The 13,720-nt window shown below is 58.1% G+C and carries 8 protein-coding genes; all 8 read left to right on the plus strand.

Translation table 11 applies throughout. From position 1 onward, the window contains the following. A partial coding sequence (locus tag GHO42_RS17790; protein ID WP_178114931.1) for an SPOR domain-containing protein occupies positions 1 to 402 on the plus strand: 402 nt, incomplete at its 5' end. 332 nt (positions 403 to 734) lie between these two features. Continuing rightward, on the plus strand, positions 735 to 5,183 hold the full coding sequence (gene gltB / locus GHO42_RS17795) for a glutamate synthase large subunit (RefSeq protein ID WP_095001092.1): 4,449 nt from the start codon (positions 735 to 737) through the stop codon (positions 5,181 to 5,183). Between the two features lie 33 nt (positions 5,184 to 5,216). Further along, positions 5,217 to 6,635, plus strand: a complete 1,419-nt coding sequence (locus tag GHO42_RS17800) for an FAD-dependent oxidoreductase (RefSeq protein WP_095000853.1) — start codon at positions 5,217 to 5,219, stop codon at positions 6,633 to 6,635. Positions 6,636 to 6,864: 229 nt separating this feature from the next. Next, positions 6,865 to 7,932, plus strand: a complete 1,068-nt coding sequence (gene hemE, locus GHO42_RS17805; protein WP_095000854.1) for a uroporphyrinogen decarboxylase — start codon at positions 6,865 to 6,867, stop codon at positions 7,930 to 7,932. 654 nt (positions 7,933 to 8,586) lie between these two features. Next, positions 8,587 to 9,114, plus strand: coding sequence for a type II secretion system protein N (locus GHO42_RS17810; RefSeq protein ID WP_095000855.1), 528 nt, complete (start codon positions 8,587 to 8,589; stop codon positions 9,112 to 9,114). A 9-nt stretch (positions 9,115 to 9,123) separates the two neighbouring features. After that, positions 9,124 to 11,037: a type II secretion system secretin GspD gene (gene gspD, locus GHO42_RS17815; RefSeq protein ID WP_095020163.1), complete on the plus strand. Its 1,914-nt coding sequence runs from the start codon at positions 9,124 to 9,126 to the stop codon at positions 11,035 to 11,037. After that, positions 11,034 to 12,506, plus strand: coding sequence for a type II secretion system ATPase GspE (gspE, locus tag GHO42_RS17820; protein ID WP_095023791.1), 1,473 nt, complete (start codon positions 11,034 to 11,036; stop codon positions 12,504 to 12,506). The genes gspD and gspE overlap by 4 nt, the downstream gene beginning before the upstream one ends. Before the next feature lie 2 nt (positions 12,507 to 12,508). Next, positions 12,509 to 13,720 (plus strand): type II secretion system inner membrane protein GspF, encoded by a 1,212-nt coding sequence (gene gspF / locus GHO42_RS17825; protein WP_095000858.1) that lies wholly within the window; start codon positions 12,509 to 12,511, stop codon positions 13,718 to 13,720.

The raw sequence follows: 13,720 nt of genomic DNA on the forward strand, positions 1-13,720 counted from the left end.
CCTACCGTGGCCACGGCCAAGCCTGCGCCAGTGGCCAAGCCTGCCCCGGCCCCGGCAGCCAAACCAGTGGTCAAACCGGCCGAGAAGCCGGTTAGCCTGGCCAAGGCCGCACCAGGCGGTAGCTGGTACGCCAGCCAGCCTGCCAATAACTATGTGGTGCAGATCGTCGGCACCAGCTCTGAAGCGTCTGCGCAAAATGTCGCCAAAGAACTGGGCGGTGATGCTCGTTACTTCAAGAAAACCTTGAATGGCAAGCCGCTGTACGTCGTCACCTATGGCAACTTCCCAAGCCATGCTGCAGCAACTGCAGCAATCAAGAACTTGCCAGCGAAGACGCAGGCTGGTAAACCTTGGCCTCGCACTGTCGCCAGCGTCCAAAAAGAGCTGGCTGCAGCTCGCTGATGATCCGGCGACCTTACCCAGGTCGCCGTTCTAGTCCATCAAAACTCCTGCTTGTGCATGCGGCCTTAACAGCCGTGTGCCTTGTGGTGTCTGCGCCGTGTAGCAGTCAACATCAAAAATGTTTTGACTAGCACGAGAAATCGCTTTAAACCTTTCATAAATGCGACATAAATTTACGGTATAACGCCGCTTAATTTGTGGGTCTTTGTGACGGTGTGTAGAATGACCACCCTTTTGCCCCTGCCAAGCTGGCGTACGTTCAGCGCGGGAAGCAAGTGGTTGAATTAAAAGAAATTTGCCCCTTTTTGGGGCAGCCTGGTGAGAAAGTGTCTATGAAAGCAGGTCTGTACCACCCCGATGAATTCAAGGATAACTGTGGTTTCGGCCTGATTGCCCATATGCAGGGCGAACCCAGTCATACCCTTCTGCAAACCGCCATTGAAGCCCTGACCTGCATGACCCACCGCGGTGGGATCAACGCAGACGGCAAGACCGGTGACGGTTGTGGCCTGCTGATTCAAAAGCCTGACCTGTTCCTGCGTGCAACCGCCAAGGAGCAGTTCGGTACCGATTTGCCCAAGCAATACGCGGTCGGCATGGTGTTTTTCAACCAGGATCCGATCAAGGCCGAGGCGGCCCGCGACAACATGAATCGCGAGATCCTTGCCGCTGGCCTGCAACTGGTGGGCTGGCGCAAAGTGCCCATCGATACCAGCGTTCTGGGTCGTCTGGCGCTGGAGCGTCTGCCGCAGATCGAGCAAGTGTTTATTGGTGGGGACGGCCTGAGCGATCAGGACATGGCCATCAAACTGTTCAGTGCCCGTCGCCGTTCCTCGGTGTCCAACGCGGCAGACAGCGATCACTACATCTGCAGTTTTTCCCACAAGACCATCATTTATAAAGGCCTGATGATGCCGGCGGACCTCACCGCCTTCTATCCGGACCTGAGCGATGAGCGCCTGCAAACCGCGATCTGCGTGTTCCATCAGCGCTTCTCCACCAATACCCTGCCGAAATGGCCGCTGGCTCAGCCATTCCGCTTTCTCGCCCACAACGGCGAAATCAACACCATCACCGGTAACCGCAACTGGGCCCAGGCCCGTCGCACCAAGTTTGCCAACGATCTGATCGGTGACCTCGACGAACTCGGCCCGCTGGTCAACCGCGTGGGTTCGGACTCCTCCAGCATGGACAATATGCTGGAGCTGATGGTCACCGGCGGTATCGACCTGTTCCGTGGCGTACGCATGCTGATTCCACCGGCGTGGCAGAACGTTGAAACCATGGACCCCGACCTGCGGGCGTTCTATGAGTACAACTCCATGCACATGGAGCCGTGGGACGGCCCCGCCGGCGTGGTAATGACCGACGGTCGCTACGCGGTCTGCCTGCTTGACCGTAACGGCCTGCGCCCTGCGCGCTGGGTGACCACCACCAACGGCTATATCACCATTGCCTCGGAAATCGGCGTATGGGACTACAAGCCTGAGGACGTGATCGCCAAAGGCCGTGTCGGCCCTGGCCAGATCCTGGCCGTGGACACCGAAACCGGTCAGGTGCTGGACACTGACTCGATCGACAACCGCCTCAAGTCGCGCCACCCGTACAAGCAATGGCTGCGCAAGAATGCCCTGCGCATTCAGGCGACCATGGAAGACAACGACCACGGTTCGGCGTTTTACGACGTCGATCAGCTCAAGCAATACATGAAGATGTATCAGGTCACGTTCGAAGAGCGCGACCAGGTGCTGCGTCCGTTGGGCGAGCAAGGCTACGAAGCGGTAGGTTCGATGGGGGACGACACGCCAATGGCCGTGCTGTCCCAGCGTGTGCGAACACCTTACGATTACTTCCGCCAGCAGTTTGCGCAGGTCACCAACCCGCCGATCGACCCGCTGCGTGAAGCCATCGTCATGTCGCTGGAAATCTGCCTCGGTGCCGAGCGCAACATCTTCCAGGAATCCCCTGAGCACGCTTCCCGTGTGATTCTCAGTTCGCCCGTGATCTCGCCTGCAAAATGGCGCTCGCTGATGAACCTCGACCTGCCGGGCTTTGAGCGTCAGATCATTGACCTCAACTACGACGAAAGCGTCGGTCTTGAAGCGGCTGTGCGCAATATCGCCGATCAGGCCGAAGAAGCAGCGCGCGCCGGTCGCACCCAGATCGTTCTGAGCGACCGTCATATCGCGCCGGGCAAGTTGCCGGTTCACGCCTCTTTGGCTGTGGGCGCCGTGCATCACCGCCTGACCGAAAAAGGCCTGCGTTGCGACAGCAACATTCTGGTTGAAACCGCTACTGCCCGTGACCCGCATCACTTTGCGGTGCTGATCGGCTTCGGTGCCTCGGCGGTCTATCCGTTCCTGGCCTACGAAGTGCTGGGCGACCTGATCCGCACCGGTGAAGTACTGGGCGACCTCTATGAGGTGTTCAAGAACTACCGCAAAGGCATCACCAAAGGTCTGCTCAAGATCCTCTCGAAAATGGGCATATCGACCATCGCTTCGTACCGTGGTGCGCAGCTGTTCGAAGCCATCGGCCTGTCCGAAGAAATTTGCGAACTGAGCTTTCGTGGCGTGCCAAGCCGCATCAAGGGCGCACGTTTCGTCGACCTTGAAGCCGAGCAAAAACTGCTGGCAGCCGAGGCCTGGAGTGCGCGCAAGCCCATCCAGCAAGGCGGCCTGCTCAAGTACGTGCATGGTGGTGAATACCATGCCTACAACCCTGACGTGGTGGCCACCCTGCAAGCCGCCGTGCAGCAGGGCGACTACAGCAAATTCAAGGAATACACCGCACTGGTCGACCAGCGTCCAGTGTCTATGATCCGCGATCTGTTCAAGGTCAAGACCCTCGATACCCCGCTGTCGATCGACGATATCGAACCGCTGGACTCGATCCTCAAGCGTTTCGACTCGGCCGGTATTTCCCTGGGCGCCTTGTCGCCAGAGGCTCACGAAGCCCTGGCTGAAGCCATGAACCGCTTGGGCGCACGCTCCAACTCCGGTGAAGGTGGCGAAGACCCGGCGCGTTACGGCACCATCAAGAGTTCGAAGATCAAGCAAGTGGCCACTGGTCGTTTCGGTGTGACACCGGAATACCTGGTCAATGCTGAAGTGCTGCAAATCAAGGTTGCTCAAGGCGCCAAGCCGGGCGAGGGCGGGCAACTGCCGGGCGGCAAGGTCAACGGCCTGATCGCCAAACTGCGCTACGCCGTTCCTGGTGTGACCCTGATTTCGCCACCGCCGCACCACGACATCTACTCCATTGAGGACTTGTCGCAGCTGATCTTTGACTTGAAACAAGTCAACCCGAAAGCACTGGTGTCGGTGAAACTGGTAGCTGAAGCGGGCGTAGGTACCATCGCCGCTGGCGTGGCCAAGGCCTATGCCGACTTGATTACCATCTCCGGTTATGACGGCGGCACCGGCGCTTCACCGCTGACCTCCATCAAGTACGCGGGCGCACCGTGGGAGCTCGGTTTGGCCGAAACCCACCAGACCCTGCGCGGCAATGACCTGCGCGGCAAAGTGCGGGTACAAACCGATGGTGGCCTGAAAACCGGTCTCGACGTGATCAAGGCAGCAATTCTGGGCGCTGAAAGCTTCGGCTTCGGCACCGCACCGATGATCGCCCTGGGCTGTAAATACCTGCGTATTTGCCACCTCAACAACTGCGCGACCGGGGTTGCGACGCAAAACGAATCGCTGCGTAAAAACCATTACATCGGCACCGTCGATATGGTGGTCAACTTCTTTACCTATGTGGCCGAAGAAACCCGCGAGTGGCTGGCCAAGCTGGGTGTGCGCACCCTGGAAGAGCTGATCGGGCGTACCGACCTGCTGGAAATCCTCCAGGGCGAGACTGCCAAACAGCACAACCTGGACCTCACGCCATTGCTGGGCAGCGACCATATCCCGGCCGACAAGCCTCAATTCTGCCAGGTAGACCGCAACCCTCCGTTCGACAAGGGCCTGCTGGCCGAGCAGATGCTCGACATGGCGCGTTCGGCGATCAACGACATGAGCGGCGCCGAGTTCGACCTCGACATCTGCAACTGCGATCGCTCCATCGGTGCGCGTATCTCGGGTGAAATCGCCCGTACTCACGGCAACCAGGGCATGGCCAAGGCACCGATCACCTTCCGCTTCAAAGGCACTGCCGGTCAGAGCTTTGGTGTGTGGAACGCCGGTGGCTTGCACATGTACCTGCAAGGCGATGCCAACGACTACGTAGGTAAAGGCATGACCGGCGGCAAGCTGGTGATAGTCCCGCCTGCAGGCAGCGTCTACAAAACTCAGGACAGCGCGATTGTCGGCAATACCTGCCTGTACGGCGCCACCGGCGGCAAGCTGTTTGCAGCGGGCACGGCGGGCGAGCGTTTCGCGGTGCGCAACTCCGGTGCCCACACCGTGGTGGAAGGCACAGGCGATCACTGCTGCGAATACATGACTGGCGGTTTTGTCTGTGTGCTGGGTAAAACCGGTTACAACTTCGGCTCGGGCATGACCGGCGGTTTCGCCTACGTGCTGGATCAGGACAACACCTTCGTCGACAAGGTTAACCACGAGCTGGTGGAAATCCAGCGGATCAGTGGCGAAGCGATGGAGGCCTACCGTAATCACCTGCAACACGTGCTGGACGAATACGTTGAGGAAACCAACAGCGAGTGGGGTCGCAACCTCTCGGAAAACCTCGATGATTACCTGCGTCGTTTCTGGATGGTCAAGCCCAAGGCTGCCAGCTTGAAGTCGTTGCTTTCCAGCATCCGTGCCAATCCGCAGTGATATGCGCCTGAAGAGTTTGATGAGGTTTTAACAATGGCTGAACGTCTGAGTAACGACTTCCAGTTCATCGATGTCGGGCGCAAAGATCCGAAGAAGAAACTGTTACGTCAACGCAAGAAAGAGTTCGTGGAAATCTACGAGCCTTTTAAACCCCAGCAGTCGGCCGAACAGGCCCACCGCTGCCTGGGCTGCGGCAACCCGTACTGTGAATGGAAATGCCCTGTGCATAACTTCATTCCCAACTGGCTCAAGCTGGTGGCCGAGGGCAATATCCTCGCCGCCGCCGAGTTGTCGCACCAGACCAACACCCTGCCCGAAGTGTGCGGGCGGGTGTGCCCGCAAGACCGTCTGTGCGAGGGCGCCTGCACCCTCAACGACGGTTTTGGCGCGGTGACCATTGGTTCGGTGGAGAAATACATCACCGATACGGCATTCGCCATGGGCTGGCGCCCGGACATGTCCAAGGTCGTGCCCACCGGCAAGCGTGTCGCCATTATCGGTGCCGGGCCTGCAGGCCTGGGCTGTGCCGACGTGCTGGTGCGTGGCGGAGTGACCCCGGTGGTGTTCGACAAGAACCCGGAAATCGGTGGTCTGCTGACCTTCGGCATCCCCGAGTTCAAGCTGGAAAAAACCGTACTGAGCCATCGCCGCGAAGTGTTTACCGGTATGGGTATCGAGTTCCGCCTCAATACCGAAATCGGCAAGGACATCAGCATGGAGCAGTTGCTGGCCGAGTACGACGCCGTGTTTATGGGCATGGGCACTTACACCTATATGAAAGGTGGTTTTGCCGGTGAAGACCTGCCGGGCGTGCACGATGCGCTGGACTTCCTGATTGCCAACGTCAACCGCAACCTGGGCTTTGAAAAGTCGCCGGAAGATTTCGTCGACATGAAAGGCAAAAAGATTGTGGTGCTCGGTGGCGGCGATACGGCCATGGACTGCAACCGGACTTCGATTCGCCAGGGCGCCAAATCAGTAACCTGTGCCTATCGTCGTGACGAAGCCAACATGCCGGGCTCGCGCAAAGAGGTGAAGAACGCCAAGGAAGAAGGCGTTAAGTTCCTCTACAACCGTCAGCCGATCGCCATTGTCGGTGAAGGAAAAGTGGAAGGCGTGAAGGTGGTCGAGACCCGTCTCGGCGAGCCGGATGCCCGTGGCCGTCGTAGCCCGGAGCCGATCCCGGGTTCTGAAGAGATCATTCCGGCAGACGCCGTGATTATCGCCTTTGGTTTCCGTCCGAGCCCGGCCTCGTGGTTCGAGCAGTTCGAGATCCAGACCGACAGCCAGGGCCGCGTGATTGCGCCAGAGCAGTCGCAGTTCAAGCATCAGACCAGCCATCCGAAGATTTTTGCCGGTGGTGACATGGTGCGTGGTTCCGACCTGGTAGTGACCGCGATCTTCGAAGGCCGTACTGCGGCTGAAGGGATCATGGATTACCTGGGCGTGTAACCCGATTCCCTGTGGGGGCGGGCTTGCCCGCGATGGGATCAACTCGGTCTGCTGATCAATCGAGTTGTCTGTATCGCGAGCAAGCCGGCTCCCACAGTTGTTTCGCGGTGTTGCCAAATAGGACGTTCCACCGCGGCAAATCGACCCGATAGATAAAAGGCACGGCACTTGCCGTGCCTTTTGCGTCCGTCTCTGAGAAAATGCCCCCACTTTTTTTCCGGATGCTGACATGACTGTTCTCAAGAATGACCGTTTCCTTCGCGCTTTGCTCAAGCAACCTGTAGACGTAACGCCTGTCTGGATGATGCGTCAGGCCGGTCGCTACCTGCCGGAGTACCGCGCCAGTCGCGCCAAGGCCGGCGATTTCATGAGCCTGTGCAAGAACGCCGAATTCGCCTGTGAAGTCACCATGCAGCCTCTGGACCGCTTCCCGCAGCTGGATGCGGCCATCCTGTTTTCTGACATCCTGACCATCCCCGATGCCATGGGCCAAGGCCTGTACTTTGAAACGGGTGAAGGCCCGCGCTTCAAAAAGGTTGTCAGCACCCTGGCCGACATCGAAGCGCTGCCCATCCCGGATCCGCAAAAAGACCTCGGCTACGTGATGAACGCCGTCAGCACCATTCGCAAAGAGCTCAATGGCCGTGTGCCATTGATTGGCTTCTCCGGCAGCCCGTGGACGCTGGCCACTTATATGGTTGAAGGCGGCTCCTCCAAGGACTTCCGTAAAACCAAGGCCATGCTCTACGACACCCCGCAAGCCATGCACTTGCTGCTCGACAAGCTGGCGCAGTCGGTCACGTCTTACCTCAACGGCCAGATCCTGGCGGGCGCGCAGGCGGTGCAGATCTTCGACACCTGGGGCGGTAACCTGTCGGCTGCGGCCTATCAGGAGTTCTCCCTGGCCTATATGCGCAAAATCGTCAGCGGCCTGATCCGCGAACACGAAGGTCGCAAGGTGCCGGTCATTCTGTTCACCAAAAACGGTGGCCTGTGGCTGGAAAGCATCGCCGATGCTGGTGCCGATGCACTGGGCCTGGACTGGACCTGTGACCTGGGCGAAGCCCGCCGTCGTGTCGGCAACAAGGTTGCCCTGCAAGGCAACATGGACCCGACCGTGCTGTACGCCAACCCGGAGGCCATCCGCACCGAAGTCAAGCGCATCCTGGCCAGCTACGGCAACGGCTCGGGCCATGTGTTCAACCTGGGCCATGGTATTACCCCGGAAGTAAAACCCGAGCACGCCGGTGCGTTTATCAGTGCGGTGCATGAGTTCTCCGGTCAATATCACCAGTAAGCTCCAGCAGATAAAAAAATGCCCCGACATGTCGGGGCATTTTCATTTATTGCGTAGTCATTACTATGACTGCCGACACTAAATGTAGGGGAGTTAGAGACAAAACCTACAGATTCAAGAGGGCTGGCCTTACATTAATAATTGTTCATGCCAGTGAAAATCAGCCTTCGCCATTGTATAAATAAGTTTGGTGTTATAAAAGGCTGCTTATTGTTATCGGGCTTGCATTCTGCGCACAACGTTCTGTTATTCAGGGCAAGGTTGTCTTTGGGTTTTTTAATAATAAATGTACCAGGGTGAGTTCTTGGTTGTTGCACTTTCAAGCGCTCGCAGTTTGAGGGTGTATTAGTGATAACCGCCCTACATTCGGACTGCTGCTTGCAATACGCTCCGTAGACCACTCATTGTGATCCGGGTGTGGCTCTTGCTGGAAAGTTACCTTGGTCTAGAAACAAGTCGCAATGATAGCTCCTGACTGTTTAAGTAAGGGGGCGCCGGGTTTTGGAGTGAAGTTGTTCGGTACTGTTTAGCTTAAGCCTGTTTTTTAGAGGGAGATTTGCGTGTTGATGTGTGTGCAGGTTGATAGTTATCCACTTGCCATCTGACGCAGCGGTGTTTTTTATCAGGGTAGAGCAATTCAGTCATGAGACAGTCATGAACAGTTCGATTCAAGTACTCAAACACTGCTTTTCATCTGTATGGGCGTCGCTGGCATTGATCTTGGTCTATGGCAGTTATTTGGTGTGGCAAGAACAAGGGTATCGCCACTCTATCCATATGCAATCGGAACTCGCACCCTTGAATGTTTCAGATCCTCCGGCTCCCGGGCTTTTCAAGCCTGAAGCGATCGCCACGTTATTCGGGCTTGTCACTCAAGACCGTCGGGTACCGAGTGCTGAGCCATTGCAGTTGCGTGCGAGCTTTGTTGCGAGCCAGGGCTCCTCTCAAGCCTTGTTGGCCGATGCACAGTCGGCACGTTTCTACTCGGAAGGTGAGCCTTTGCCGGGTGGCAGTGTCCTGCGCCGTATCGAGATGGACCATGTGGTGCTATGGCGCAATGGGCGTGAAGAGTACCTGACCCTTAAACCGCCAAACCAGTATGTATTGCCCTTATCCACTGCTCCAGCTACGACCTCGCAGGAGACCACTTTTTACCTGCGGCCATCGACCGGGAAACTTTAGAAAATGCCCATGACCAAGCCCGGTGCCTTCGTTTTCGGCCCTCTTTTTACCTGTTGTGTGCTGTGCGCAGGGTTGCTGTTGCAATCTCCGGCGTGGGCCCAGAAGCAGTACTGGAAACTGGCGATGAAAGAGGCCGAACTGCGCGACGTCGTGCAGGAAATATCATCGATACTCGGCGCCACCGTGGTTCTTGATCCCAGGGTTCAGGGCCGGGTCACGGTTATTTCCGAAAAAGAGCTGGACCGCGAAGGCGTACGTCGCTTGTTTTACTCTGTGCTCGATGCCCACGGCTTCTCGGTGATTGACCAAGGTGATCGTTTACTGATCATCCCTGCCGCCGAGGCAAAAGCACGGGCTGGCAGCGCTGATGCGAAAGCGGTTGAGGCAGAGGCCTTTGTCACACGGGTCATCGAACTGAATGGCAGCGTCGCGGCCGATCTGGCTGGCCTGTTGCGACCACTGGTGTCTAGCAGTGGTTACGTCGGGCCTTCTGCTTCGGCCAACGCGCTGATCATTACCGACACTGCAGCCAATACGCAGCGCCTTGTCGAAATGGTTCGCCAGCTGGATTCAGGTGCGCGTTCCGGCCATTCGGTGGTTGTGCTCAAACATGGTCTGGCCAGCGACATTGCCAGGATCATGGAGCAAGCGCTGGACAAAAAGGATGCGGGTTCGAACAGTCGAGTGATCGCCGACACATCGACCAATCGCGTGGTAATCATTGGCAACGAAACAGCGCGCAAGCGCTTGAGTGCACTGGCCCGCTCTCTCGATGCTCCGGGCAGCATCAAGCAGGAAAACTCACGGGTGCTGCGTCTTCGCTATGGCGATGCCAAGCAATTGGCCGCAGTACTGGAATCAGTAAGCCCGGGTTTGAAAAAGGACATGGCCCTGGAGAGCAGTACCCAGAAAGCATCAACCCGCGAAGTGATGGTAGCGGCAGATGAAAGCCAGAACGCACTGGTGATCATGGCTGAGCCTGCGCAGGTTCGTACCCTGGAAAATATCGTGCGCGAACTGGATCAGCCGCGCTCACAAGTGTTGATCCATGCCGCTATTGTTGAAGTTTCCGGGGATATTGCGAAAACCCTCGGCGTGCAATGGGGTGTCAACGCAGGCAGAGGCAGAGGCGGTATTACCTTCCCGGGCACCGGAATTCAAATTGGTGCGTTGTCCCAAAGTAATATCAAACTCCCAGAAGGTGCCGTGCTGCAGGTTGGCAACGACCGTTTCAACGTCCTGGTTTCAGCGTTGGCCAGCGATACCAACAACAATGTGTTGTCCACGCCGAGCCTTCTGACCCTGGACAATCAGGAAGCCGAGATCCTGGTGGGCCAAAACGTGCCGCTCAAAACTGGCTCCTATACAGGCTCTGGTGAAAACGCCAAAAACCCCTTTACCACGGTGACGCGTCAGGACATCGGCATCAGCCTAAAGGTCAAGCCGCATATCAATGAAGGCAGCTTGATGCGTCTGGAAGTTGCACAGGAAAACTCCGAGATAGCCCCTTCACTGCAGGGTGTCGAGTCAACCGATCTGATTACCAATAAACGCGCCTTGAAAAGCACCATCCTGGCCGAAGACGGGGAAATCATCGTGATTGGCGGGCTGATCAAGGACAGCGTTCGAACCCAAGTCAGTGGCGTTCCTTTACTTAAAGACATTCCGTACCTGGGCGCCCTGTTTCGCTGGAACAAAGACACCCGTACCAAAACCAACCTGATGGTTTTTTTGCGTCCGACCATTGTGCGCAGCAAGAATGATCTGCGTGAAATCAGCGAAAGCCGTTACAACGCTTTGCGCAAGCTCGATGAGAGCGGTCCCAAGGGCAAAAGCTCGCGGTTGTTGCCCGACAATGCACATCAAATGTTCGATACCCCTACGCAAGATAACCGTCGCCCACCTGAAGCAGGTCGACCATGACATCGCCAGGTGAGCGTTTGCCTTTCGGCTTTGCCCGGCGTTTCGGGGTGCTGCTGGACACCTCATCCACGCCTGCCACCCTGTTGCTTCGTGCCGACACACCATTGACCGCGCTGGCCGAAGCACAGCGCTGGGCAACGGCTGAATTAAAGGTCAGCACACTCACCGATGCACAATTCAGCGAGCGGCTGGCCAGCACCTATAGCGCTGGCCAAAGCGCGGCCGAGCAAGTAGCCCAAGGGCTGGACGACGAACTCGACCTGATGAGCCTGGCCGAGCAAGTACCGCAAACCGCAGATCTGCTGGAGCAGGAGGGCGATGCCCCGATCATTCGCCTGATCAATGCCCTGCTGCGAGAAGCCATGCGTGAGAAGGCTTCGGACGTACACCTCGAAACCTTTGAGCACTACCTGTCCGTGCGCATGCGCATTGATGGCCAACTGCGTGAAGTGCTCAGGCCCAAACGCGAACTGGCCAGTCTGCTGGTATCACGGATCAAGGTGATGGCGCGCCTGGATATTGCCGAGAAACGCGTGCCCCAGGATGGCCGCATCAGTTTGCGTCTGGCCGGGCATGAAGTCGATGTGCGAGTTTCTACCCTGCCTTCTGCACACGGTGAGCGGGTAGTCATGCGTCTGCTGGATAAACAGGCCGGGCGCCTGGATCTCCAGTGCCTGGGCATGCCCGCCGAGACCCTGAGTCGGTTTCAACACATTCTTGCGCGCCCCCATGGGATCTTTCTGGTCACGGGCCCGACCGGCTCGGGCAAAACCACTAGCCTGTATGCTGCGCTTAGCCATTTGAATCACCAGAGCCGTAATATTCTGACTGTCGAAGATCCGGTGGAATATCACCTTCCCGGCATCGGCCAGACCCCGGTCAACACCAAGGCTGACATGACGTTTGCCCGAGGTCTGCGGGCGATTCTGCGTCAGGACCCCGACGTGGTCATGGTCGGTGAGATCCGTGACCATGAAACCGCCGAAATCGCCGTACAAGCTTCGTTGACCGGGCATCTGGTGCTGTCGACCCTGCACACCAACAGCGCCATTGGCGCCGTCACCCGGTTGGTAGACATGGGGGTGGATGCCTATCTGTTGTCGTCTTCTCTGGTGGGCATATTGGCCCAGCGGCTGCTGCGCACGCTGTGTGTGGACTGCAAAACCCCGTACGCCGCCGACCCGGTCGCCAGGGCACGGCTTGGCCTTGACCCTGAGGCCAGGCCGACCCTGTTCCGGGCTCGGGGCTGCACACACTGCCGGCAAGGTTATCGCGGTCGTACCGGTATCTACGAACTGGTCAGTATCACCCCGGCCCTGGCCGGGATGATTCATCAGGGCGCCAGCGAGCCGGAACTGATCCGCGAAGCGCGAAAGTTATCCTGCGGGCTGTTTCAAGATGGCCAACGGCGGGTGCTTGACGGTCAGACCAGCCTCGACGAACTGCTGCGTGTCACTCAGGAGGACTGAGCATGCCTGCTTTTGAGTATCGCGCGCAGGACGCCAACGGGCGCAATTGCCGGGGGCTTCAAGAGGCTGACAGTGCCCGCCATGCTCGCCAGCTTTTACGTGAGCGGGGCCTGCGCCTGAGCCATCTGGGTGAGGCCAGAAAAAATCGGCAGAAGGACAGCCATGCGCAGTCCGGCACCCGTCTGGGGGGCACGGATCTGGCGCTGCTCACCCGTCAATTAGCCACTCTGATCCATGCCGGCCTGCCCCTCGAAGAAGCCTTGAGCGCCGTCACGGCTCAAAGTGAAAAGCGTCGGGTTAGCCATTTACTGGCGGCTGTGCGCAGCCGGGTGCTGGAAGGTCATGCCTTGGCCACCACGTTGGCGGTGTTCCCCCGCGCTTTCCCCGAACTGTTCCGGGCCACGGTCGCTGCAGGCGAGCGCAGCGGGCACCTGGGGCTCGTCCTGGAGCAATTGGCCGACTACACCGAAGCCCGTCAGGCCTCGCGCCAGAAAATCCAGCTGGCGTTGGTCTATCCCCTGATCTTGCTGGTTGCTTCGTTCTCGATTGTCGGTTTCCTGCTTGGCTACGTTGTACCCGACGTGGTCAAGATCTTCATCAACAGTGGCCAGCCATTACCTGTTTTGACACAAGCCATGATCGCCATCAGCAATGGTCTGCGCAGTTATGGCGCGTTGCTTTTTATCGTGCTGCTGGTTGCCTGCGGCGCGACCCGTTGGGCACTGCGTCAGCCGCGGCTGAAGCTGCGCTGGCATGTGCTGTTGCTCAACCTTGTGCTGGTGGGCGGGGTGCTGAGGGCAATGGAAGCAGCACGGTTCGCCAGCACCCTGGCGATACTGGGCAAAAGTGCCGTACCACTGGTGGATGCCCTGGAAATTTCGGCCACGGTCATCAGTAACCTGGCCATACGCCAACGCATGCTCGACGTTGCCCGCTCAGTCCGCGAAGGCGGCACTCTGGCTCGAGGGCTGGAGCGCAGTGGTGATATCCCGCCCATGATGCTGCATCTGATTGCCAGTGGCGAACGTGCCGGCGAGCTGGACAGCATGCTGGCGCGGGCCGCCGAGCAACAGGAAAAAAACCTCGCCGCCCGTATCGCCCTGGTAGTGAGCCTGTTTGAACCGATCATGCTGGTGCTGATGGGTGGCGTGGTGCTGCTGATCGTCATGGCCATTCTCTTGCCGATTCTTGGCCTCAATCAACTGGTGAATTGA

It is taken from the genome of Pseudomonas sp. FSL R10-0056, assembly GCF_009600105.1.
GTDB classification, from domain to species: domain Bacteria; phylum Pseudomonadota; class Gammaproteobacteria; order Pseudomonadales; family Pseudomonadaceae; genus Aquipseudomonas; species Aquipseudomonas bubulae.